Origin of the sequence: Microbulbifer pacificus, from assembly GCF_002959965.1 — a bacterium.
GTDB lineage: Bacteria > Pseudomonadota > Gammaproteobacteria > Pseudomonadales > Cellvibrionaceae > Microbulbifer > Microbulbifer pacificus_A.
This window is the reverse complement of sequence record NZ_PREV01000027.1, coordinates 224426-247154: the sequence shown is the minus strand read 5'-3', so window position 1 is coordinate 247154 and position 22729 is coordinate 224426. Positions and strand designations below refer to the sequence as shown.

21 protein-coding genes and 1 tRNA gene are annotated in these 22729 nt (G+C 57.2%); 9 read left to right on the top strand and 13 right to left on the bottom strand.

Annotation, left to right across the window (positions count from 1 at the left end):
* The first annotated feature begins 32 nt into the window (after window positions 1-32).
* Window positions 33-1436 (top strand): O-antigen ligase family protein, encoded by a 1404-nt coding sequence (locus C3938_RS11860; protein ID WP_158681663.1) that lies wholly within the window; start codon window positions 33-35, stop codon window positions 1434-1436.
* Here the strand turns inward: C3938_RS11860 and rfbB are convergent.
* The 6 genes from rfbB to gltX form a co-directional block, all read right to left on the bottom strand.
* Window positions 1433-2518, bottom strand: coding sequence for a dTDP-glucose 4,6-dehydratase (gene rfbB, locus C3938_RS11855; RefSeq protein WP_105103508.1), 1086 nt, complete (start codon window positions 2516-2518; stop codon window positions 1433-1435). The two genes, C3938_RS11860 and rfbB, sit on opposite strands and share 4 nt — an antisense overlap.
* A gap of 54 nt (window positions 2519-2572) precedes the next feature.
* Complete coding sequence (rfbD, locus tag C3938_RS11850; RefSeq protein ID WP_105103507.1) at window positions 2573-3430, bottom strand: dTDP-4-dehydrorhamnose reductase; 858 nt, start codon at window positions 3428-3430, stop codon at window positions 2573-2575.
* A 48-nt stretch (window positions 3431-3478) separates the two neighbouring features.
* Entirely contained in the window at window positions 3479-4027 is a 549-nt protein-coding gene (gene rfbC, locus C3938_RS11845) for a dTDP-4-dehydrorhamnose 3,5-epimerase (protein WP_105103506.1), read from the bottom strand.
* Window positions 4028-4036: 9 nt separating this feature from the next.
* Window positions 4037-4951 carry a glucose-1-phosphate thymidylyltransferase RfbA gene (rfbA, locus tag C3938_RS11840; RefSeq protein WP_105103505.1) on the bottom strand — a complete coding sequence of 305 codons (915 nt, stop codon included), beginning with the start codon at window positions 4949-4951 and terminating at the stop codon, window positions 4037-4039.
* 81 nt (window positions 4952-5032) lie between these two features.
* Window positions 5033-5108, bottom strand: a tRNA-Ala gene (locus tag C3938_RS11835).
* Between the two features lie 139 nt (window positions 5109-5247).
* Window positions 5248-6723 (bottom strand): glutamate--tRNA ligase, encoded by a 1476-nt coding sequence (gene gltX / locus C3938_RS11830; protein ID WP_105103504.1) that lies wholly within the window; start codon window positions 6721-6723, stop codon window positions 5248-5250.
* A gap of 328 nt (window positions 6724-7051) precedes the next feature.
* On the opposite strand from gltX, the gene C3938_RS11825 reads away from it, so the two are divergent.
* The 3 genes from C3938_RS11825 to C3938_RS11815 all read left to right on the top strand — a co-directional run bounded on the left by C3938_RS11825 (window position 7052) and on the right by C3938_RS11815 (window position 11283).
* A complete protein-coding gene (locus tag C3938_RS11825) occupies window positions 7052-7621 on the top strand; it encodes a hypothetical protein (RefSeq protein WP_105103503.1) in 570 nt (189 codons plus the stop codon).
* 67 nt (window positions 7622-7688) lie between these two features.
* Window positions 7689-10205 (top strand): TcfC E-set like domain-containing protein, encoded by a 2517-nt coding sequence (locus tag C3938_RS11820; RefSeq protein ID WP_233998856.1) that lies wholly within the window; start codon window positions 7689-7691, stop codon window positions 10203-10205.
* Window positions 10192-11283, top strand: a complete 1092-nt coding sequence (locus C3938_RS11815) for a hypothetical protein (RefSeq protein ID WP_105103502.1) — start codon at window positions 10192-10194, stop codon at window positions 11281-11283. Before C3938_RS11820 ends, C3938_RS11815 begins: the two co-directional genes overlap by 14 nt.
* A gap of 17 nt (window positions 11284-11300) precedes the next feature.
* Here the strand turns inward: C3938_RS11815 and C3938_RS11810 are convergent, their stop codons facing one another.
* A complete protein-coding gene (locus C3938_RS11810; RefSeq protein ID WP_105103501.1) occupies window positions 11301-11987 on the bottom strand; it encodes a fimbria/pilus periplasmic chaperone in 687 nt (228 codons plus the stop codon).
* 742 nt (window positions 11988-12729) lie between these two features.
* Here C3938_RS11810 and C3938_RS11805 point away from each other — a divergent pair.
* From C3938_RS11805 to C3938_RS11785, 5 genes are all read left to right on the top strand, one after another.
* Window positions 12730-13422, top strand: coding sequence for a glycerophosphodiester phosphodiesterase family protein (locus C3938_RS11805; RefSeq protein ID WP_105103500.1), 693 nt, complete (start codon window positions 12730-12732; stop codon window positions 13420-13422).
* Window positions 13406-14614 (top strand): glycerol-3-phosphate dehydrogenase/oxidase, encoded by a 1209-nt coding sequence (locus C3938_RS11800; protein ID WP_105103499.1) that lies wholly within the window; start codon window positions 13406-13408, stop codon window positions 14612-14614. The genes C3938_RS11805 and C3938_RS11800 overlap by 17 nt, the downstream gene beginning before the upstream one ends.
* Before the next feature lie 88 nt (window positions 14615-14702).
* Complete coding sequence (gene dusA, locus C3938_RS11795; RefSeq protein WP_105103498.1) at window positions 14703-15731, top strand: tRNA dihydrouridine(20/20a) synthase DusA; 1029 nt, start codon at window positions 14703-14705, stop codon at window positions 15729-15731.
* Between the two features lie 36 nt (window positions 15732-15767).
* Window positions 15768-16712: a transaldolase gene (gene tal, locus C3938_RS11790; RefSeq protein WP_105103497.1), complete on the top strand. Its 945-nt coding sequence runs from the start codon at window positions 15768-15770 to the stop codon at window positions 16710-16712.
* Between the two features lie 51 nt (window positions 16713-16763).
* Window positions 16764-17225: a TerB family tellurite resistance protein gene (locus C3938_RS11785; RefSeq protein ID WP_105103496.1), complete on the top strand. Its 462-nt coding sequence runs from the start codon at window positions 16764-16766 to the stop codon at window positions 17223-17225.
* Window positions 17226-17243: 18 nt separating this feature from the next.
* Here the strand turns inward: C3938_RS11785 and C3938_RS11780 are convergent, their stop codons facing one another.
* From C3938_RS11780 to C3938_RS11755, 6 genes are all read right to left on the bottom strand, one after another.
* Window positions 17244-17750: an STAS domain-containing protein gene (locus tag C3938_RS11780; protein WP_233998854.1), complete on the bottom strand. Its 507-nt coding sequence runs from the start codon at window positions 17748-17750 to the stop codon at window positions 17244-17246.
* A gap of 384 nt (window positions 17751-18134) precedes the next feature.
* Complete coding sequence (locus C3938_RS11775; protein ID WP_233998853.1) at window positions 18135-19373, bottom strand: PP2C family protein-serine/threonine phosphatase; 1239 nt, start codon at window positions 19371-19373, stop codon at window positions 18135-18137.
* Complete coding sequence (locus C3938_RS11770) at window positions 19357-20343, bottom strand: VacJ family lipoprotein (RefSeq protein ID WP_233998852.1); 987 nt, start codon at window positions 20341-20343, stop codon at window positions 19357-19359. Before C3938_RS11770 ends, C3938_RS11775 begins: the two co-directional genes overlap by 17 nt.
* A gap of 186 nt (window positions 20344-20529) precedes the next feature.
* On the bottom strand, window positions 20530-21333 hold the full coding sequence (locus C3938_RS11765; protein ID WP_233998851.1) for a DNA-binding domain-containing protein: 804 nt from the start codon (window positions 21331-21333) through the stop codon (window positions 20530-20532).
* On the bottom strand, window positions 21323-22195 hold the full coding sequence (locus C3938_RS11760) for a DUF692 domain-containing protein (RefSeq protein ID WP_105103492.1): 873 nt from the start codon (window positions 22193-22195) through the stop codon (window positions 21323-21325). Before C3938_RS11760 ends, C3938_RS11765 begins: the two co-directional genes overlap by 11 nt.
* 124 nt (window positions 22196-22319) lie before the next feature.
* Window positions 22320-22631 (bottom strand): hypothetical protein, encoded by a 312-nt coding sequence (locus tag C3938_RS11755; RefSeq protein WP_105103491.1) that lies wholly within the window; start codon window positions 22629-22631, stop codon window positions 22320-22322.
* Window positions 22632-22729 lie beyond the last annotated feature (98 nt).

Genomic DNA, 22729 nt, shown 5'->3' with positions numbered 1-22729 from the left:
CCACTACGCTCGCAATGGAATCCCGTTCCGCTTTGAATCGGCCGACCCATCGCCTGGAAACCACGCTGTTTTACGGCCTGCTCGCACTGCTGTTCTGGCTGCCAATCCCCCTCGGCTCACATCGCCCCTGGGCCTGGGCCTTTATGGAGGTGTGGACCTTTGCCCTGACGGCCGGCTGGCTGGTGATGAATCTGTACCGCTCACAATGGAAAGCCCTGAAGCCCTACTGGCCCCTTCTGGGACTCTTCGCACTGTTTCAAGCGTGGATTTTTTTACAACAGTTACCGTTACCCATCGGACTGCTGGAATCTCTTGCGCCGGGCGCGGCCGTCGCTTTTTCGAGCACAGACGAGCACCTGCGCCTGGCAACACTGTCGCTAGACCCGAATCAGACCCATGTGGCGCTGATCAAAGGCATCAGTTACTGGTGCCTGCTGTTTCTGATTCTGGCACTGGTAAACAGCGCGAAGCGGTTGCGCACACTGGCACTGGTGGTTGTGGCAACGGGAACCTTCCAGGCGTTTTACGGCGTACTGCTGGCACTTTCCGGCTCTGAAACCACCTGGATTCTGAGCCTGCCCAACAATGGTATTGCCACCGGCGGATTCCGCTACAAAAACCACTTCGGCAATTTTCTGGTGATGTGCCTTTGCCTGGGCATTGGCCTGCTGATCGCCAGCCTCAGCGGAAGCAGCGGCGGAAATCTGAAAGATCGCCTGAAGAATCTGGTAAACATGCTGCTCGGTGGCAAAGCCGTGCTGCGCCTGTGCCTGGCCATGATGGTGATCGGCCTGGTGATGTCCCACTCGCGTATGGCCAACACCGCGTTTTTTGCCAGCCTTTCCATTGCCGGCGCCCTCGGTCTGCTGCTGATCCGCAACAGAAGCCGCAGCCTCACGATTTTGTTGGCAAGCCTGATGGTCATCGACCTGATGATTGTGGGCAGCTGGTTTGGCATGGACCGGCTGCGCCAGGAAATCGAGGAAACCTCCTTCACCAAGGAGACCCGGGATGAAGTGAACCAGTACGGCTTGACGCTGATTGAACAGCATCCACTGGCCGGCACTGGTGCGGGGAGTTTTTACTCTTCGTTTCCCAGCGTAAAAGGCCCGGGGATCAATATCTTTTACGACCAAGGCCACAACGATTACCTGCAGTTCTCGATCGAGTACGGCCTGCCCGCAACACTTTTACTCGGCCTCGCCGTCCTTTGGAGCCTTTACCACGCCTTCACCGCCCTGCGCACCCGCCGGGATAGCCTGATGCAGGGGCTCGCGTTTGCGACACTCATGGCCATCATCGCCGAGCTGATCATGCTCACCACAGACTTTCATCTACAGGCGCCAGCAACAGCGATTTATTTTTTGATGATGCTGGGGCTCGCGTGGAAGGCGCGATATATGGAGAGAGAAAAGGGTTCTGCACGGCAGAATTAGCGGTCGATTCTGGCACTGCTTTCCAGCAGTGGCGACCACCACTGCTTATTGTCCAGGAACCAGCGGATCGTTTTTTGCAGACCGGCGGAAAATGACTCCGCAGGCTGGTATCCGAGTTCCTCATTGGATTTCGAGGGATCAATCGCATAGCGACGGTCGTGACCGGAGCGATCGGCCACAAAATGAATCAATTCTTCCGCCCGCCCGAGGCCGGCCATGGTTGCACCCGGAAAACGCACCAACAGCGAAGGGTCATTGGCAAACGCTTCATTCATCGATCTGCAGATCAGTTTGACTACATCAATGTTCGTCCACTCGTTGTTGCCGCCGATGTTGTAGCTCTCACCCACCCGCCCATTGTTCAGCACCAGCTCGATACCCCGCACATGATCCGCCACATAGAGCCAGTCGCGCACCTGCCTGCCATCACCGTAAACAGGTAGTGGTCTGTCGTTCAGAATATGCGTGATGACCAACGGAATCAGCTTCTCCGGAAAGTGGTAGGGACCGTAATTGTTGGAGCAGTTGCTGATGGTCACCTGCAGACCATAGGTGTGGTGGTAGGCTCGCACCAAGTGGTCCGCAGCCGCCTTGCTCGCGGAGTAGGGGTTGTTGGGGCGATAGGGCGTCGTTTCAGTGAAGGCGGGATCGGTGGGACCAAGCGCGCCGTACACTTCATCGGTGGAAACGTGGTGGAATCGATGCCCCTCCTTGCCCCGGCCCTGCTCGAGCCATACTTTCCTGGCCGCCTTCAACAGACTGTGCGTGCCGACGATATTGGTTTCGATAAAGGCATCCGGACCGGTGATGGAGCGGTCTACATGGCTCTCCGCCGCGAAATGCACCACGATGTCTATATCGTGTTCAATGAGCAGTTTTTCTACCAGTGACGTATCGACTATGTTTCCACGGTAGAAAATAAAATTGGGATGTTCAGCTACGGGGGCAAGGTTGGCCATGTTGCCGGCGTATGTAAGCGCGTCCAGCACGACGATATTGTCCCGCGGATAATTCCTCAACCAGTAGTGCACGAAGTTAGCACCGATGAACCCGGCTCCGCCGGTTACCAGTAAGTTGCTCATGTTTACAGCTCCATTGGTCTGGATTCCGGCCAGCGCCGGAATGACGCGCCCTGATTATGAGAGCACAGACTTCAACACATGACGCCAAGGTTGAGGGTGTAGGCCCATTTCATTTATCAACCGGGCATTGTCCAGCACGCTGTAGAGTGGGCGAGCCGCCGGGGTCGGGTAGTCGCGGGTAGAAATAGGATCGATCTGCACGGGCTTATCGCGCGGCAGCCGTCCCGCGACCCGCCCCACTTCATAGATGGCGACAGAAAAATCATACCAACTGGCGGTACCGGCATCGGTGCAGTGGTAGATACCCCGGGCTTCCGGCTTGTCTGCCAGAGTAAATAGACTTCGAGCAAGGGTGCCGGCCCAGGTGGGTGTACCTGTCTGATCGGCAACAACGCCCAGCTGGTCTCGCTCGCTCATCAGATGCAGCATGGTGGTTACGAAATTACGGCCTTCACGATCATAAACCCAGGCGCTGCGCACAATAGCCGCTTGCGGCAAGATCGCTTCGATGGCCTCCTCCCCTCGAGCCTTGCTCTCGCCGTAGACACTCAATGGATTTCTGTTATCCCCTGGCTGATATGGGTGAGACTGCCTGCCGTCGAATACAAAGTCTGTGGATACATGAATCAGGCGGATATCCAGGGCCCGACAGGCCAATGCCAGATTTTGCGGGCCGAGGGCATTGGCGGCGTGGGCCTGGTCACTTTCGAATTCAGCCCTGTCCACGGCGGTGTATGCCGCAGCATTAATCACGACGTCCGGTTTCTCCTTTTTGAGTAGCGCAAGTACCTGCTCCCTGTTGGCAATATTCAGGGTTTCCCTACCGTGCGCGATAACCTCGATATGGGCTGGCGCTTGCTTTTGGAGCTGCCGACCCAGCTGGCCGTTTTTACCGGTGATCAGGGTTTTCATTTTATCTCTTGCGCGGGGTTCACCGGCAGGCGAACCCCCACGAGTGGTTTAGCGGAAGACTACCGCTTCACGAAAGAGTTTGCCCGCGGCGTCCTTGGTGGAGAGCCTCGGAGGCTCATCATTTATAAGGGGCCAGTCGATCCCGATGTCCGGATCATTCCAAAACAGGGCGTGTTCACACTCTGGGGCGTAGTAGTCCGTGCACTTGTATACGTATTCGGCGTACTCGCTGGTGACATAGAAGCCGTGAGCGAAGCCCTCCGGCACCCAGAGTTGACGCCTGTTGTCTGCACTCAGACGGACTCCCACCCATTGGCCAAAGGTGGGGGAACGTTTTCGCAAGTCTACGGCTACGTCAAACACTTCCCCGGCGATGACCCGAACCAATTTACCCTGGGCTTTATCAGTTTGGTAATGCAGGCCGCGAAGGGTGCCCCGACCTGACCGACTATGGTTGTCTTGCACAAAAGTACGCTCGGCACATTCGCGATTGAAAAACTCATGGCGGAACGTTTCCAGGAAGAAGCCACGCTCATCGCCGATGATTTGGGGTTCGATGATTTTTACATCCGGGATGCTGGTTGCTATTACTTTCATGCACACAATTCAGCGGGTGAAGCGATGATCGCGGCGCGACTCGGCAATTAGCTGCATAAGATATTCGCCATAGCCACTTTTCATCAGAGGCTGGGCCTGCTTTTCCAGTATTTCCGCATCAATAAAGCCTTTGCGGAACGCGACCTCTTCGGGACAGGCAATTTTTAGCCCCTGCCGACGCTCGATGGCCTGCACGAACTGGGCGGCCTCCAGCAGATTGTCGTGAGTACCGGTATCCAGCCAGGCAGAACCGCGCCCCATCAACTCAAGGTTGAGCTGCCCCATGCTCAGATACATGCGATTCAGGTCCGTAATTTCCAGCTCGCCACGCAGGCTGGGCCTGAGCTGCCTCACCAGATCACACACCTGATTGTCGTAGAAATAGAGGCCTGTGATAGCGTAGTTGGACTTCGGCTCTGCCGGTTTCTCCTCAATATCGATCACTGTGCCGTCGCTGTCGAACTCCGCCACGCCATAGGCACCAGGATTGGCGACACGGTAGCCAAACACCGTCGCGCCCTCGCTGCGCTTGTGGGCAACGTTGAGAATTTCGCTGAAACGCTCCGCGTAGAAAATGTTGTCCCCCAGCACCAGGGCGCTTGGATGACTACCGATATGGTCCCGGCCAATAATGAAGGCTTGTGCGAGCCCGCCTGGAGAAGGTTGCACCGCATAGGAGAGGTTGATCCCCCACTGGCTGCCATCATCCAGCAGCCGCTGGAACAGTACTTGATCATCCGGCGTGGTAATAATCAGGATATCCCGAATCCCAGCCATCATTAGCGTGGTAAGCGGGTAGTAGATCATGGGCTTGTCGTACACCGCCATAAGCTGCTTGCTCAACCCCCTGGTAAGAGGGTACAGCCGGGTGCCAGAGCCACCGGCCAGAATGATTCCTTTACGCAATCTGCGCGGTGTATGCATTCGATGCCCAATAGAAAGTTGCGTCCCCGGCTGAACCAAACCAAAAAAGGCCGCACTCTTTCGAATGCGGCCTTTTTAATTTGGTGGAGCTAAGCGGGATCGAACCGCTGACCTCAACACTGCCAGTGTTGCGCTCTCCCAGCTGAGCTATAGCCCCAAATTTGGGTGTTTTCGGGGTGCGTTTCCCTCGAAAGCGGGCGCATTTTAACAATGCACTCGCCCGTGTCAACAAGAAAAATAACTTTTTAATCAAATAGTTAGCTGACCACCGGTTTCCGTCACCCGCAGCCCCCAGATCAGAGGGAGGCGTACTCCTTCTCCCAGCGCTTCAGCACCTTCTTGCCGGCGCCGCCCAGCACGTCAATGGCCTGACGCAGGCGCGCCCGACTGAGGTCGGGGCCCAGCAGGTCCATCGCATCCATGACCGAGAAAGAGGCTGTGGTTCCACTGATGGCGACGAACAGGGGCGCGTTAAAATCCTTCAGCTTGACGCCCATCTGGGTGGAGAGTTCTTTCATGGCCGCAAAGATATGGTCTTTGCTCCAGCTCCGCAGGGCTTCCAGCCGCCAAAGGGCGAACTGCAGTACTCGCTTTTGCTCTTCCAGCTCCATCTTGCTGCCATTGGCGAAGCTCGCTTCGCTCAGATCCAGCTTGCCGGCGGCAAGGAAACCAACCAGGGGGGCGAAGTCACCAAAGGTCTCCATTCGACCCTTGGCGTGAGGCAGCACCTTCATCAGGTTGTCGCGGTTGAGCAGCCACTTCTGCAGGCGGTCTGCCAGCTGTGTGTCTTCCAGCTCCCGGATCCAGAGGCCGTTGAGCCAGCTCAGTTTTTCCACATCGAACACCGGACCGCCAAGAGACACGCGCTGGATGTCGAATTGCGCGCGCATCTCGTCCAGCGTGAACTTCTCGCGCTCATCGGGCATGGACCAACCCATGCGGCCGAGATAGTTCAGCAGGGCCTCGGGCATATACCCGGCGCGCTGGTAATAAAGGATGGACGTGGGGTTCTTGCGCTTGGACAACTTGGTCTTGTCCGGATTGCGCAGCAGCGGCAGGTGGCACAGCACCGGCATCTCCCAGCCAAAGTATTCATACAACAGCTTGTGTTTGGGGGCGGAGTTGATCCACTCCTCGCCGCGCAGGACGTGGGTGATCTCCATCAGGTGGTCGTCCACCACATTGGCCAGGTGGTAGGTGGGCATGCCATCGGATTTGAGCAACACCTGGGCATCAACCTGGGCCCAGTCGATCTCGATGGTGCCTCGCAGCAGGTCGTCGATCACACAGGTACCGGATTCCGGTACGTTCATACGCACAACATAGGGCTCCCCCGCCGCCTTGCGCCTTTCCACTTCTTCCGCCGGCAGCGCGAGATCGCTGGGCTTGAGGGTTACCCGGCCCGCTTCCTGTAATTGCGCGCGCAGCTGCTCCAGCTCTTCCGCGGTGCGGTAGCAGTGGAAGGCGTGGCCCCGGGCCACTAGCTCGTCACAGTGCTTCTTATATATATCGCCGCGTTCGCTCTGGCGATATGGACCGTGAGGCCCCCCCACATCGGGGCCCTCCGCCCAGTCGAGCCCGAGCCAGCGCAGACTGTCGAGAATCGCCTGCTCGGATTCCGGCGTGCTGCGCACCTGGTCGGTATCTTCAATCCGCAGGATGAACTGGCCACCCTGGGCCTGTGCAAAGCACTGGTTGAACAGGGCGATGTAAGCGGTACCTACGTGGGGGTCGCCGGTGGGCGAAGGAGCAATACGGGTTCTGACGGTCATTGGAAACCTGATACTGGATAGTCGAATAGAAGACGAGGGATTAAGGCGCGGCATTATATCGCCGCGACCGGGGAGCGCCCAGTGGGTGTCAAACGAGGAGTTTTACGACAACCTCAACCTGTATAAATAGCCCCAAAGGACTAACGGGGAAAATTCTTCGGGATTTTCAAAAAAATCCGTGACCAAAGTCACAAAAACGGTATGATCGGGGAAATGTCGAGTAATTTGGGGAAATAAACGTCAAGTTGCTGTATTCGACACCAGTGAACGGCTCATATAATGAGCACCCCAGAACAACAAACACTCTCAGGTAATTAGGGAATTCAACATGAAAACGAGTTTCGCTGCCCTGGCAACCGCCACTATGGTTGCACTCTCCTCAGCTTCCATTGCCGCCACTCAGGGCACCGCGGGAGACACTGCTTCTACCGGTACTATCGACATTGAATTGTTGCTGACACCGCAAATTATCATTGGCGGCCTGGAAGACGTCGACCTTTCTTCCACGGTAACGCGCGACGGCCAGCAGATCTGTATTGGCGGTTTTGGTTTCGACCAGTACGAGATCGAATTCGGCAGTGCTAATGGCAGCGCGAAAGTCGGAACCCCGAGTGCGACAACACCTTTCCTGCTGGCGGGTACCAGTTTTACCACTGAGACCATCCCTTACACCGTCGAGTTTATCGACAACATTTCCGCAGCCTCTGGCACCGAGAGCACCGACGGAAGCATTGCCGACGCCTATGACCGTGTAAACACCATCAGCGATTGCACCGGTGCTGCTCCGACCAGCACTAATGCGCAACTGTATATCGAGGTGGATCCGAGTGACTGGGCAGACGTCAGCGATTCAACGTTCCAGGACGTGCTGACCATCACCGTTGCGCCAGCTCCCTAATCATTTTGCACTGAACGCGATGAACTGGGCGGGCTTGACTGCCCAGTTTCGTTAGCCAGCAAAAAAGATGAAGCTCAGCTCATTAAGCGTCGTCTGCTTGATTGTGTGCGGAATTTTTTCCCACGCGAGCTGGGCCACTGCTACCGCCTTTACGCTCGAAACGTCGGCCCCAGCCGGGTTTGAAAGCCTGGCCGAGCCCGAAAATATTGTTGCCGATCTCTATTTCGGCGGCCGGCCCGTGGGCACCGCGCAAATCAGCGTGGACCTGCATACCATTCAGTTCATAAATGCCGAAGCCGTTCTCAGCCTGCTACCGGAAACGCTGCAACCAAGCACCGTGTTATCGGCGCTTGGAAGAGTGCAATCGCGCAATTCCGATAAAGTCTGCCGCCTCAAGAGCCAGCTCGATTGTGGCTATCTGTCCCCCGAAACCGTCGGCGTGATCTACGACGATAGCCGTTTCCGTGTGGATATTTTTATCGCAGCGGATTTGTTGCCCAAGCAGGCGGCGATTACCTCGCCGTATCTGGCCGATGCCACCAGCGAATTCTCCTTTATCCAGAATCTGACTGGCGCCTGGTCCGGAGTGGACTCCAATATAGGGGCCTCAAGCCAGAGTGCTTCACTGTTCGGTACATCCATCCTGAGCTTCGGCGAAAGCGGGCTGCACAGCCAGTGGTCTTTCACTGATGAGGGCCAACCCTTCGTCCATGAAATGCACTGGAGCCGTGATTACCAAGGCAAAGCCTATTCAATCGGGTTGCTGCAACCCGAAAGTTATTTCAGTAGTTTTATTCCCTCACCGTATCTCTACGGGATGGAATATCGCAGCTCGAACAATAGCCGGGTGGACAATTTCTACCGTGAAGGCACACCACTGGAAATCAATATGCCCACCCGTGGGCGGGTTGAAATTCATCGTGACAATCGTCTGATATACAGCAGCCTCGTCGAGGCCGGCAACCAACTTCTGGATACCAGTAACCTGCCGGGCGGAGCATATGATGTGGAGGTGCTTACATTCGACGAAAGCGGCCGTCCGCTGAATCGATTTACCCAGTTTTTTGCCAAAGACGCACTACTCCCTCCCGCCGGCGAATGGAGCTGGGAACTTCTTGCGGGCAAGCCTGCAAGCAACTCGCCAAACAACACACTTCCCGACCATGCAGATACCTATTACCTGAAGAGCAGTGTCGCGCGCCGGGTAACGGATAATGCGGGTATCTTTACCACAGCCGCTTCTACGGATTCCGAACAGGTTCTCGAAGTGGGCACGCGCTGGATGCAAGAGCACTTCGAATTTTCACCCAGTGTTATTTACGGCAGTACTGGCAGTCGGGGCTACCGGGTGCTGGCACAATTACATACTCCCTATTTCGACCTGGGTGCCAGTGAAACGAGAATCACCGGCTCCCGTGAAGAAGTATCTGGTGATTCGGTATCCTTCGGCATCCTCAATGGCGATGCGTTCAACCGCAGCCTGACCGTAAGCAGCGCAATATTCGGTGGACGCGCAGCCGTTCGCCACAGTGAAAGTGATCACCAGCGGCAATTGGGCTCACCCGACATACAGCTAGATGACAATTACGGTAGCGCAGAAAAGCTGACTACGTTCGAGTTTCAGCGGAGTATTCTTCGCAGTCGTTTCTGGTATGGGGATGTCAGTCTCTCCCACAGCATTGCCTCGGGAGAACAACAACTAACCGCGCTGAGCTTCCAGTTTCGATTCCGTGGCGACCACTGGAGCAGCGGCAGCGCTTTGCGCTATGACCGCGACGGCGATGGCAATGGCGTTGCCCGGGCCGGCCTGAATAGCAGTTGGAATGACCGCGGCCTGTGGGCATACGATGTATCGCAACAGTTCTCTGTAGAAGCCGCTGAAAATGACTATTTCCTCGGCAGTCAGACAAGGGTCGCCGGCCGGCGAGGTTTTGTCACATCAACGCTGGCCTATCGCAATAATCAAGAGTCGAACTTACGCACTACGAATTACCTGGGCAGCTTCAGCACGTCCCTGATGGCATCGGGAGAAACCTTTTCTTGGGGGGGCGAACGCACTCAAACCAGTGCGGTAGTCGTGGATATCAGCGGCTCAGAAGGACAGGACTTTGAAGTCTTGGTCGATGGTGCCCGCAGGGGATATGCGAAAGGAGGAACCCGGTCGGTTATCAGCCTGCCATCGTTCCGTACCTATGAGCTCTCGCTGCGCCCCCTCGCCGGTGGTTTTTATGACTACCGGGAATCCCGTGAAACCATTACCCTGTATCCGGGCAATGTTGCTACCACCGGATATCAGGTTCAGACCCTGATCGTCGTACTCGGTCGATTGATGAACGGAGACAAGCCAGTACGCAATACCAAAATATCTATCGGCGAGTACTCAGCCATCACCGATGACTTTGGCGTATTCCAGATTGAAATTCACGGCGCGCCGCAAGCTCTTCGGGTGCCACCTGTGCAGTGGGGCGACTGTCATGTGGATATTCCGGAACAGACAGCCTCCGACGATTGGATCAATATCGGGGTCGTCGACCTGGCGCAGGCGCAATGCCCGGATAGAGGGGACAGCTATGCGCGCCAGTAATGTCGGTATTCCCCATGGCAGGATTCTGGGCTTTTTTGCGATGATTGCGGTGGTGTTGATATCGGGCACTGCAAGTGCTCAGTCTTCCAACCAGGATCCTTGCGGCGATGGCTCAGGGATAATGCCGATTCCGGAGAAAGCGCTCGGCATTTGTGGACTCGACGATTCCGAACAGGCAGTGGTTTACGGCGGAGACCTGACTGTTCCATTCAGTATCCGCAGCTGCTGGGCGGACTGGGAGGGAAACCAGTGGTCTACCGCATACTGCACCAACTCCCGCGATTACACCATCGAGGTTACCGGACCGGCACAAGGGCAGAAATTCCTGTTAAGTGGCCCAGGTGGTAATGTGTCGGTGACATTGAAGTTCCATCACCCATCGGCAACAGCCACAACGATTACACCCGGCCAAGTCACCAGTACACGTTTCGCCGGCGCAGCCAATGGCCAACAAACACCGGTCTATTTCTCCGTTACCCCCGATACGACCACTACCCCAGCACCCGGAATCTACCGGGGGACACTGCAGTTCTACTTGTATCAGTGCAACCCGTGGGGCGATGCGAACAACCCGAACAACCCGATTATCTGTAAGGGCTCAACGGCGTCGGGAAACCGGACAGAATTGAACCCTCCCCTGACAATGGATGTAGCATTGATAGTGGGTGCCAGTATTCGTATCAGCGGACTTGAGGACATGGTCCTGCAGATGCCAAATCCCATAGCGGACATTGTGGCGCAACAGCATTTTTGCGTGTACACCACCGCCGCCACCGATTTCAGATTGAAGGCCGACAGCGCACATGGAAACGGTGCGTTCCTTTTGGGAGGGGTTTCCACCAGCGATACCATTGCGTATGAAATTAACATTCAAAGTGAAATCCCCCCCAAGAAGAATACCAAAATGACAGAGGGCGTTTTCACGAAAAAGGATTGGAAGGGACACTCCTCCATCGACTGCACCGGATACAGTGATGAAAACATGCGTTTGACGCTGACCATACCATCAGCAAACCTTACCGCCCCACTGGATTATCAGTATGTTGATACGCTAACACTGACCGTGGAGATGAACTAAAGCAACATCATCGGCGTTTATATTTCCAGCTTGATTTTCTCCGACTCTCTGGCGCCTTTGGCGACAAGCTCAATGTATCCTCCAGCGGAGAAATCTCCTTCTAATTTCAGCGTTGCGCCGCTATAAATTCGGCCCCTTTGCGCCAATTGTGCACACTGACCTTCACGTTTGCAGTATTGAATCCCGATAACTTCCGCATTGATATTGCCGTGGTTTGCAACGACCAATTCACCAGGTAAAGATTCCTCCAGAGACAGATCAAAATGCCCGGATTTCGGCTGAACAAATATCAGCGCCTGATAAGCCACAAGAATTTTCAGGGCGGTTTTATCCGTTTTCAAATCCCCGACAACAGGCTTAAATGTAACCCGATAAATTTTTTCGCGCTGCAGCCCTCGCTCAAGTGACATCAACCGGAAACGCTTTTGCTCACCTGGTGGAATCACTGCTTTGGAAGGGCTTACCAACAATTGGAACTCTTTGGGGTCGACAACTCGCACCCGCTTTTCATCCGGCATCCCCGGATTATCCACTCGATAGATCTCCGTTTGCAGATAGAGCACTTCCGCGTCGGGATTGGTTATTACGATATCTTCGCGGGAATTTGGCTGGTCTGTCAGGTAGAGAATGATCTTGTCCAACGACATCGCGGCAGACACGGGCTGTGCCAGTATTAGCAGCGCCACGGCAAGTAAGTGCTTCATAATCAAGTCACAGCGTCAATGAATGTGCTGACGCCATTTTAAGCGTGCTTGAGGGATTAGCAACTAGCCGGATGTCGTTTCCCTCAACGTTTAGTTACTTACTGTTATTGCGCTGCTATCAGTAGCGCTCCCGAGTGCATTCCGGGATGTATAAGTTCGTTGATACCGATACACCCCTGGACAGAGTTGCTGCCGGCCCGGCTCGCCAACATCAGCCCGGATGCAGAAGGCTCGTTGTTGCGCTCTGACAGCCAGGTCACAAGCACCTGACTTGCCGGCATCCGATTCACACAAAGTTCCATACCGGAATCAGTGGTTGTTACCAAATGTGCTTTTGGCGGAAGAGTCAGGGTAATCCGGATGGATGCCGTGGCCCTGGACAAGTGATCTATCGATTGCTGATCACTTTGTTCGGCGGCACATAAAGTCGAAAGACTCAGGCACATCAATGCCGACGCGATGTAGTGGACGATCTGCCGCCGTCTTTCGCACACGAAACAATACAAAAAAACATTGAATGTAGTCACCTGTGCCAACTACCTTACCTCTAACACAGTATTTCCTATCCATTCAGCATAGCGCGCCAGTCTTAGGCGGTATCCACAGCCGTGGATTCCGAGTTTGCTTTCACGCCACCACCTCCTTGCAAGCCGCCACACACCAACTATTTTTCAATTAGAGATTTCGCGGTATCTCCCCACCTCCCCCCAAAATAATGCCAACCTGGCAGGAAGCCACATAGATGTTGATTGCGCATTCAGGCGACAAGATCCACCATCCCGAAAATACTCTGGCGGCCTTCGAGGCGGCCCATGGTCTTGGCGCCTGTGCAATTGCCACGGAGGTACAGTTCAGCCAGGACCACACACCATGGTGCTGTGGCGGTGAGGCGCTGGAGTTTTCCCCTGCGGGAATCTCCGCGCCACTGCACAGGCTGAAAGACCGGGATCTGCGCACCCTGCCCCTCAATACGTTTCGGCAGCTGGTGGATTGGGCACACCGGCATCGTCACCTGGAATGGTTTGTCGAGCTGAGTACAGAAACTTTGCAGATGCTTGGCGCCGAGGAAGCGATCCGCCGGCTGCGGGATGAAATTCACGGTTCGGTCGACAACTTCGTGTTGCTGACCAGTGACTTGCGCAGCCTGCGTCTGGCTCGCAGCCAGGGTTTTGACCTGGTGGCACTGCGGGTACCAAGCGTCGCCCGCTGCCTGTCGGCGGACGTAGTGACGCTCGCACCGGATTATCTGTTTATCAACCACACAACCGTGGACTGCCAGGAACTGCCTCCGGGTCCCTGGCAATGGGTGGTGCACGAGATCAATACCGCGCAGGGCGCGGTGCACTGGCGCCACCGTGGAGCGCACCATATTCTTACTGGGAATCTGCCACTGCTGATGCGTTCCCGGGAGGCCAGCAATGTCTATGGAATATGACGTTCTCGTTGTCGGAGCCGGCATTCAGGGTGCCGGAGTGGCGGAGGCTCTTACCGCGGCCGGCCACCGTGTGGCGATACTCGAGCAGGAGTCGGTTGCCTTCGGCACATCGTCCCGTTCCTCCAAACTGATTCACGGCGGACTGCGTTACCTTGAGAGCGGCCAGTTCTCCCTGGTGTATGAGTGCCTGAAAGAACGCAAATGGCTGCTGACACACAAACCGGACCTGGTGCATATGGTGCCGTTTCTGATTCCGGTCTATCGCCACAGCCGCCGAGCTCCCTGGAAAATCCGGCTTGGCCTTAGTCTTTACGCCCTGCTGGCCGGATTGTTTTCCCCACAATCGCGTTTCCGCGCCATCAGTGTGCAGGATTATGAAGCGCTCTGTGGCCTGAACAGCGACGACCTGCTGGCGGTCTACCAGTATTACGACGCACAGACCGACGACGCTGCGCTGACCCATGAGGTGATCCGCACCGCCCTGCGCGGTGGTGCGGAGCTGATCTGCCCCGCCAGCCTGGTGGGCGCGGAAGTGACGGACAGGTGCGTGCGGGTAGATTATTTTCACCAGGGCAAACTCAACACCTTGCACTGCCGCATGCTCGTAAACTGCTCTGGCCCCTGGATTGAGGACACCAACAGCAAGTGCACCCCCAGGGCGAAGCTGCCGCCACTGGAGTTGGTGGCGGGCACTCATATACAGGTGCCACTGAAACTCGCCAACAAAATTTTCTATGTGGAAGCCGAGGATGGTCGCGCGGTATTCGTAATGCCCTGGCAGGGGGAGACGCTGGTGGGCACTACCGAACGCCCCTATTACGGTGATCCCTCCGAAGTGACGCCAACGCTGGAAGAGAAAGCGTACCTGCTGCGCACCCTGAAGCAGTATTTCCCCGAAACCCGCCCGCTACAGCTCAATGAGCTGTCTGACAGTTTCGCCGGACTGCGGGTTCTGCCCCACGCGAGCACCAATCCCTTCTCCCGCAGCCGGGAAACCATGATCTGCTGTGACGACGACAGGCAACCGCGTATTGTGGCCGTAGCAGGTGGCAAGCTCACCAGTTACCGTGCCACTGCACGCAGCGTGCTGCGGAAGCTTCACCCCCATCTGGCCGCCACAGACCACTGGTCACCTGCCACCAGTGCCCATACCGCGAGCGCGCAGGTCGATGCCAAGGAGCGCAATCTCTGATCCCCGGTTGAAATCAGCGGGAGGTACCGCGGTCGCATCCACTTATGTTGTTATAATGCGCGCAGTTTTACCGCCTGATCGCTGATTTATGCCTCCCACGTCACCCACATCCCATTTCGACACGCCCAAAACTGCCGGCACGGCCACCGCGGTGTCGCACCGCTTTTGCACTGCGCCGCTGATGGATTGGAGTGACCGCCACTGTCGCTATTTCTGGCGCCTCCTGAGCGAAAACGCCCTGCTCTATACGGAAATGGTTACCACTGGGGCCATTCTGTTTGGCGACCGCGAGAGCCACCTGGATTTCGATGCCGCGGAGCAACCACTGGCACTGCAGCTCGGTGGCAGCGACCCGGAGGATCTGGCGCGCTGTGCGGAAATCGCCGAGCAGTGGGGCTACAGCGAAGTGAATCTCAACTGCGGCTGTCCCAGCGACCGGGTCCAGAAGGGTCGTTTTGGCGCCTGCCTGATGGCGGAGCCCGATCTGGTTGCGGAATGCCTGGGCGCGATGAAAAGTGCGGTCTCAATCCCGGTAACGGTGAAGCACCGTATCGGTATCGACGATATGGAGGATTACCCGGGACTGACGCGCTTCGTGGAAGCCCAGGCTCGCACCGGGATCACCACATTTATCGTACATGCGCGCAAGGCCTGGCTGAACGGCCTGAGCCCGAAGGAAAACCGCGAGGTGCCGCCGCTCAGGTACGAAATGGTGTACCAGCTAAAGCAGGATTACCCGGACCTTGAAATCGTACTGAATGGCGGCATCAACTCCATCGAAGAGTGCCGGCGGCATTTACAACAGCTCGACGGTGTTATGCTCGGACGCGCGGCGTACCAGACGCCGCATATTCTCTCGGAAGTGGATGCGGAACTGTTCGGCGGCGCACCGGGGCCAGGCCCCGCAGAGGTCATTCGCGCTATGCTGCCGTACATCGAACGCGAACTCGGCAAAGGCCAGCGGCTCAATCACATCACCCGGCACATGATGGGGCTGTTCCAGGGGGTGCCCGGGGCCCGCCGCTTCCGCCGGCACCTGAGCGAGCACGCGCACACTGCAGGCGCGGGCCCGGAAATACTGGAGCAGGCGTTGTCGCTGGTCACGGATGCCGCCTGAGAACAATCGGAACAACAATGTGGAAGTGAGGGGAAGATGAACAAACTGGAACAACTCAAGCAGCGCAGCCTGGTGGTTGCCGACACGGGCGATATTGAAGCCATCCGTCGCTACCAACCGCAGGACGCCACCACAAACCCCTCCCTCCTGTACAAGGCGGCGCAGTTGCCGCAGTACCAGCAATATCTGGTGGATTCCCTGCGCTGGGCGGAACAGCGCGGTGGCGATGTGATCGTCGATGCCTCCATGAAGCTCGCGGTCGTCATCGGCCGGGAGATCCTGCAGATTGTGCCCGGGGTGGTGTCTACGGAGGTGGATGCGCGCCTGTCTTTTGATACTCGCGCCAGCATCGAATACGCGCGCAAACTGATCGCCATGTACGAGGAAGCCGGCATCGAACGCGAGCGCGTGCTGATCAAGCTCGCCTCCACCTGGGAGGGTATTACCGCAGCCTCGGTACTGGAACGCGAAGGTATCCACTGCAATCTGACCCTGCTGTTCAGCCAGTGCCAGGCGGTGGCCTGCGCGGAGGCCGGTGTCACCCTGATTTCCCCCTTTGTGGGTCGCATCCTCGACTGGTACAAGGCCAGTACCGGACGTGACGACTACACTGCACAGGATGACCCCGGTGTGCTGTCGGTCACCAGTATCTATGAGTACTACAAGTCCCGCGGCTACCCCACCATTGTTATGGGGGCCAGCTTCCGCAATACCGGTGAAATCGAAGCGCTGGCCGGCTGTGACAAGCTCACCATCAGCCCGCAGCTGTTACAGGAGCTCCAGGACGACGAGAGCCCACTGGCCTCCGGACTCGACAGCAATATTGCCAGCCAGCCCCAGCCCGCAGCACCGCTCAGCGAGGCCGAATTCCGTTATCAGCTGAACGCGGACGCCATGGCGACGGAAAAGCTGGCGGAAGGCATCCGCAATTTCGTGGCGGACCAGCTGAGGCTGGAAAAATTATTGCGCGAAGCGCAATAAGACGCTCAAAACGACTCGCTTCGTCCATTCAGCCAAACAGGGGGCACAACCATGCTGCAGCAGATACGCAAGCTGTTCGAGCAGATCGGCCGCGGAGACAGCGTGGAAGTGCGCCCCGAAAAAGACGTGCGCATGATCAGTGCAGCGCTGATGGTGGAGATAGCCACCGCGGATCAGAAGGTGGATGCACGCGAAAGAAAAGCGCTGGTGCGCCTGCTAATGGAGCACTATCGACTGGACAGCGAAGCCGCCGAAAAACTGGTGGAGCGCGCGCTGGTGGAACGCAACGAAGCCACGTCTCTGTACGAATTTACCCAGACGGTTAACGACAATTTCAGTGAGCGGGACAAGTACCTGCTGGTAAAGCAGATGTGGCAGGTGGCTTTCGCGGATGGCGAGGTCGACGCCTTTGAGGAGCACCTGATACGGCGAGTGGCGGAGCTGATTTACCTGCCCCACGGACTGTTTACCCGCGCCCGCGCCGAGGCCAGAGACGGCGATGGCATCGGTTGAGTCGGCGTCAATATTTGTTCAGTGACTGACTACAGATTTGCGGTCGTGAGTGCCCTGCTCACTTTCCAGAACATTTACCAGATCGCGAAAGGTGTTTTCATTCTTTTCGTTGAGACTCATCAACACGCGATGGGCTTCCAGCACCATTTCCCGGGCACTGTGTTCATCAGGGGCATTGCACTTGAGGGGGGCGGGCTCGACCTGGTAGGCGTCATTCTCCGCATCGCTGGAAATGTCCATCAGATCGTCAAAACCCATGGAATCCAGCAGGTGCAGTAAACCGCGCTCTTCGCACAGAACCAGGGGTTTACCACCCTTGTGCTCGGCGCTGCGAATGGCGATTTTTGCCATCAGGCCCAGTGTGGTGCTGTCGACACCCTGGGTGTCGTGCATGTCGAACACCACGCCGCGAAAATCGTCGTGGGAAAACATCTTGCCGATATAGTTATCGAACGATGTACAAAGATTGAGGCGCACATCTCCCACCAGTTTGACGACATAAATGCCCTGGTGGTCACCAACCATTATCTGCCCGGACTGCATAGTAACCTCAAACGCGCCCCGCCCTGTTCCCGGGTCGGAGTACGAGATGGAGAATTTGCGGCTTCAACCGCGGCACAGTTCCTTGTGCAACTCAGGTCCGCGACGCGGATGAAAAACCGTACGCCGATTGACCATGAAGTGGGCGGAGCTTACTCCTGCCCACCAGCGCTGACAAGACCAGTGTGAACGGGTTAACAGGTTTGACTGGACAGTCCGGACTTTGTAGCCCCGATTCCTCCGGCGACACCCAAAAATCCCGCCTACCCTCCCAGTCTCAGACAGTTCCGATGAACCCACCGTGAACGACAGCTGGCAAACGCCGGGGAAAAAGACGCAAGAATCGGGCCGGGCAGCAGTCTGCCGGTCTCAGGGATTGTCCTGACGCAGGGTCAGGATCGTAATATCGTCGGGAAAGGATTCGGCGGTATCGACCTTGAGCGCCGCGCACAGGCTGTCGAGATCACCGCGACTGTGGTCGATCATCTGCAGCAGCTTCTCCTCTTTTCGCAACAGATCACCGGTAAGCAGTTCCAGTACCCCATCGGAACAGGCGACCAGGCGCCAGCTGGCGGGAAGGCTGCAGTGGCGCACTTCCCATTCACCGCACTGGAACAGCCCCAGCGGCCTTCCCTTACCCGTAAGCCATTGGGCGCCGTCGCTGGTGACCAGTGCGGGCATGGGTACCTGTCCCGCCACCGCGTAGTGCAACTGACGCGCCCGGCTGTCCACTACACCGACGAACATACTGGCGTGCTTGTCGAGCCCGGCGGAAATCAGCTCGCGGTTGATCATCTCCAGGACACTGGCGATGTCCTGATCGATGTTATTGAGCTGGCTGAACAGCGCGCGCTCCCGCAACAGGTGCATGATGCTGTGCTTGATCAGTGCCGTAACCAGTGCCGATGACACACCGTGACCGGAAACGTCCACCAGATAGAACGCCACGAAACGCTCACCGAACAATCCATAGTCGACAAAGTCGCCACTGAGGTACAACGAAGGCAGCAGACGGAATGCGGCCTCGATGCCGGCGGGATAGCGATAGGGGGTGCGAGGCAGCAGATGCTGCTGCAACTGGCGACCCGCCTCGTGGTCCCGTTGCAACAGCTCGATGTGTTCGTGCAGCTCGCGGTTGCGCGCCTCGAGCTGCTGGCGATATTCGCGGTTTTCCGCGGCCAGTTCCCGCGCCTCGGCGATCCGCGTCACCGCATGCTCAATTACGCCTTCGTCGGTAAGGGGTTTGAGCAGATAGTCACTGGCCCCCAGACGCAGGGCCTGTACCACATCGTTGACCTCGCTGTCGCAAGCCAGTACCACGACCGGCGTATCCGGCGACAGGCGCTTGATCTTGCGCAGCACTTCCAGCCCGCCCATATCAGGCAGGTGCAGGTCGGTGATAACGAGTTCATATTTATCGGGAGAGAAGTGGCCGATGGCATCGACACCGCTTTCTTCCTGGATCACGGTGTAGCCAAGTCGCGCGAGCGTGGTGCACATCAAGTCATAGGACGGCTGGCCCGGGTCACTCAATAGCAGGGTACGACGGCCGGTCTCCACCGCTGTGGAGGCCGGCTGCTCGGCGTGAGCATCAGAAATCGTATTCATCCAGATCGCCGCCGAAATCGTCTTCCTGTTCGCCATCGTTGATCAGGAACTCGCGGCGCTGCAGATAGGCATCGCGCAGCAGGACATACCGGTCGCCCTGAAGCAGTGACTCGGCCTGTAACAGGCTGGCACGGGTCTGAATGACATCGACCATTTTCAGGGTGTATTCAATGGAGTTCTTGTCCACATAGGTGAGCGGGTTGGTGTACCACTGCACCACTTCACCAGGAAAATCCCGCACAGTGGATGGCCCCAGCATCGGCAGCACCACGTAGGGACCAGAGGAAACGCCCCACACCGCCAGTGTCTGGCCGAAGTCTTCTCCATCGTTGGGCTCAAGCCCCATGTGCTGGGCCACGTCGAACAGGCCACCAATACCGACCGTACTGTTTACCAGAAAACGACCGGTATCATTGCCCGCCTGTCCCCATTTCCACTGCAACACGTCGTTCAGGACGTTGTTGATCTCGTGCAGATTGGAAAAGAAGTTGGATACCCCTGACTGCATAAAGATTGGGGTGATCTGTCGGTAGCTGATCGCCACAGGCTTCAGGAACCAGCGGTCGGCGGTATCGTTAAAGCGGAACATGGCGCGATTGAACCCCTCCCAGGGATCGCGATCTGCCGGCTCCTCCGCGCTGGAAAATTCATCCGCCGGGTCAAAGCCGTATTCGTCTTCCAGCTCGGAAGCGAAATCGTCGGTCGCGCCACCGGCCGCGGGGGTATCACCCTCGGCAAAAGGATCGCTTTCGGGTTGGGATTCCGCCGCGGGCACCGTGCTACCGCCAGCATCAGGACTGGCCTTGCCGGGGGTATTGGTTACCGCGGGAGTGGTGGCGGGTTTATCGTCCGGCAGTTCCGCAAATGGGTCTGACGCATCCTGCGCCATGGCCAGAGGCGCCGACAACAGTGCCGTTAGCGTCCAGGCAGCCCAGGACTGTGGAATGATAAGATGTGTGCGTTCAAGCAAATCCCTGCTCCTCGCAAGATGAATTCGATTGTTCAAACCAGGATCTTTGTTTCCGTTTGCACGCGATTCTAGCACTGGCCGTTATGGCAGCATAGCAGCTGACACTTTTCGTCAATGGGATTGAGCACTCCCCCACCATCGCAGAGAAGCGCCTGTCACGCCCCACGGTGGTTTCCGGCACCGGCGTCAGGCGGGCCGGAATCCGGCGATGATATCCAGGCGGTGCAGTTTCTCCAGCAGCTCTACACCAAAGCCCAGTAACTGTTCCGGTTCCGGGTGCTGCAGGTCCTGCGCCAGTTGCAACAGCAATTGGCGCCCCGTGTTTGGCCCACCCTCTGCCTGCGCCAGCCGCAACAGATGCGCCGTGGCGACATTGGCCTCCAGAAAGCCCACCCGATCGGCGCGATTGCGATACACCACCAGGAAAGTCGGAGACGGCGGCGGTTCACAGGGCCGGCAATCCGGCCCGAGGTGATGCACCGGAAACTGGTAACTGAGACTCCACGCCAAAGGAGAAACTACCGGTACCCTGTCGAGTATTTGCGCCCGCTCAGGTTCCGGCGGCAACCCCGTAGGAAATTCCTCGTTGCTCACATCCAGCGCCAGCTCCACCCACTCGTAGTGGGCAAGTTCGAGCATGAAGGGCGGGTCATCCGCGCTCGCCGGATGTTCAGCGCGCTCCCGCTGCAGGTAGTGCAGAAATTCCTCGCTGATTTGCAGGAAGTAAGGGCTCGCGGAAGTATGGCGGTGTACAAAATCGCGCACCATATTGTGCCAGTGGTTATCGGTGAGGATGCTGCGCAGAACCGGGAAGCCGCTGGCAATAAAAGATTCGATGTTGTTGTAGATCAGATCGCGATAGATACCTGTACGGCGATCTTCGATGGACGCGGGGGCCGGATGTTCAAGCGGATGGCGCAGGTGGGCAGTAAACTCGCGCTGCACGACACTGAATCCAAGGCGTGTACCGGATACAGAGCTATCGGCCACCAGATACCTCCGCAACTGCTGCATTGCTCCCGGACTGCGTTACCGCACATTGATAATCGCGAATACGCGCGACTTCCTGGCACAGCTCCGGTAAAGGCGGAATATTGAAATCCCGCTCCAGCAGCGTCGGGATGGGCCCGAAGTGTTCGTATGCGCGTTGCAATAATTGCCACACCGGGTCGATCACCGGGGCGCCGTGGGTATCCACTTTAAGATCCTCCGCCTCATCATAGTGCCCGGCCACATGGGCATAGCGGATACGCTCCGCAGGCAAAGCGTGGAGAAATTCCAGCGGGTCATACTGGTGATTGATGGCGTTCACATAGATATTGTTGACGTCGAGCAACAGGTCGCAGTCGGCCTCCGCGAGCACCGCATTCAGAAATTCCACTTCGCGCATTTCCTGGCCCGGTGCCGCATAGTAGGACACATTCTCCAGGGCGATGCGCCGTTCGAGAATGTCCTGCGCCCGTCGGATGCGCCCCGCCACATAGTGCGCGGCCTCTTCGGTAAAGGGGATAGGCAGCAGGTCGTAGAGATGACCGTGGTCCGAACAATAGCTGAGGTGCTCGCTGTAACAGCGGATATCGTGCTCGCGCATAAATGCCTTGATGGACAGCAGCAACGCTTCATCCAGTGGTGCCGGCGAGCCAATGGAGAGGGACAAACCGTGAATCACGAACGGGAAGCGCTCGGTGTACTCCCGTAGCCAGCGCCCATAGCGGCCACCGACACCAATCCAGTTCTCCGGCGCGACCTCGAGGAAATCCACCTGTGCAAGTGAAAGATCCTCTCCCATCATCGAGCGGCGCAGGCCAAGGCCCGCACCGTTTACCGGATACTCACGCGTACTATTCGGCATACGGCCTCTGAGAATTTATCGAGCGCGTGCGGAGGCGGCCTCGCAATGGAGGAATCGGGGAGCCAGCCGCGGCAACTCTCCAACGGGTTGGAGAATTGCCTGAGGCGTGGAAAATCAGGTGGCATCAGCCACCACATTTACCCTCACCGCACTTACCTTCTTTTTTCTTGCCTTCGTCCTTTTTCCCTTCCCCGCATTTGCCTTCGCCGCATTTACCCTCTTTTTTCTTACCTTCCCCGCACTTGCCCTCTTTGTCTGTCTTACCCTCACCACACTTTCCCTCTTGTGGCTTTTCGTCTTGCGCCACTTTCAGGTTGTAGCCGGCGGAGAGTTCGGTGGCGGTAAAGGGATTGGCTGAGGCGGAAACACTCAGTGTGGCGGAAGCAACGAATGCCGCGCCTACGGCAGCGGCCAGGGGCAGACTCTTCTTGTTCATGGCGATCTCCTGTTGACCTGTTGTTGAGGTCTGAGTGGGTTGGTCTGGATAAGCGACTCCAGAGCGGCGCGCAATCCGCCGCCCCCGGATTATAGTTT

Coding starts and splice junctions, on each gene's coding strand:
- C3938_RS11755 (WP_105103491.1), bottom strand. CDS start 22,631: ATGAACAAGAAGAGTCTGCCCCTGGCCGCTGCCGTAGGCGCGGCATTC.
- C3938_RS11820 (WP_233998856.1), top strand. CDS start 7,689: ATGAAGCTCAGCTCATTAAGCGTCGTCTGCTTGATTGTGTGCGGAATT.
- dusA (WP_105103498.1), top strand. CDS start 14,703: ATGCCTCCCACGTCACCCACATCCCATTTCGACACGCCCAAAACTGCC.
- tal (WP_105103497.1), top strand. CDS start 15,768: ATGAACAAACTGGAACAACTCAAGCAGCGCAGCCTGGTGGTTGCCGAC.
- C3938_RS11825 (WP_105103503.1), top strand. CDS start 7,052: ATGAAAACGAGTTTCGCTGCCCTGGCAACCGCCACTATGGTTGCACTC.
- rfbC (WP_105103506.1), bottom strand. CDS start 4,027: ATGAAAGTAATAGCAACCAGCATCCCGGATGTAAAAATCATCGAACCC.
- C3938_RS11780 (WP_233998854.1), bottom strand. CDS start 17,750: ATGGTTGGTGACCACCAGGGCATTTATGTCGTCAAACTGGTGGGAGAT.
- C3938_RS11815 (WP_105103502.1), top strand. CDS start 10,192: ATGCGCGCCAGTAATGTCGGTATTCCCCATGGCAGGATTCTGGGCTTT.
- rfbD (WP_105103507.1), bottom strand. CDS start 3,430: ATGAAAACCCTGATCACCGGTAAAAACGGCCAGCTGGGTCGGCAGCTC.
- rfbA (WP_105103505.1), bottom strand. CDS start 4,951: ATGCATACACCGCGCAGATTGCGTAAAGGAATCATTCTGGCCGGTGGC.
- C3938_RS11785 (WP_105103496.1), top strand. CDS start 16,764: ATGCTGCAGCAGATACGCAAGCTGTTCGAGCAGATCGGCCGCGGAGAC.
- gltX (WP_105103504.1), bottom strand. CDS start 6,723: ATGACCGTCAGAACCCGTATTGCTCCTTCGCCCACCGGCGACCCCCAC.
- C3938_RS11805 (WP_105103500.1), top strand. CDS start 12,730: ATGTTGATTGCGCATTCAGGCGACAAGATCCACCATCCCGAAAATACT.
- C3938_RS11760 (WP_105103492.1), bottom strand. CDS start 22,195: ATGCCGAATAGTACGCGTGAGTATCCGGTAAACGGTGCGGGCCTTGGC.
- C3938_RS11775 (WP_233998853.1), bottom strand. CDS start 19,373: ATGAATACGATTTCTGATGCTCACGCCGAGCAGCCGGCCTCCACAGCG.
- C3938_RS11800 (WP_105103499.1), top strand. CDS start 13,406: ATGTCTATGGAATATGACGTTCTCGTTGTCGGAGCCGGCATTCAGGGT.
- rfbB (WP_105103508.1), bottom strand. CDS start 2,518: ATGAGCAACTTACTGGTAACCGGCGGAGCCGGGTTCATCGGTGCTAAC.
- C3938_RS11810 (WP_105103501.1), bottom strand. CDS start 11,987: ATGAAGCACTTACTTGCCGTGGCGCTGCTAATACTGGCACAGCCCGTG.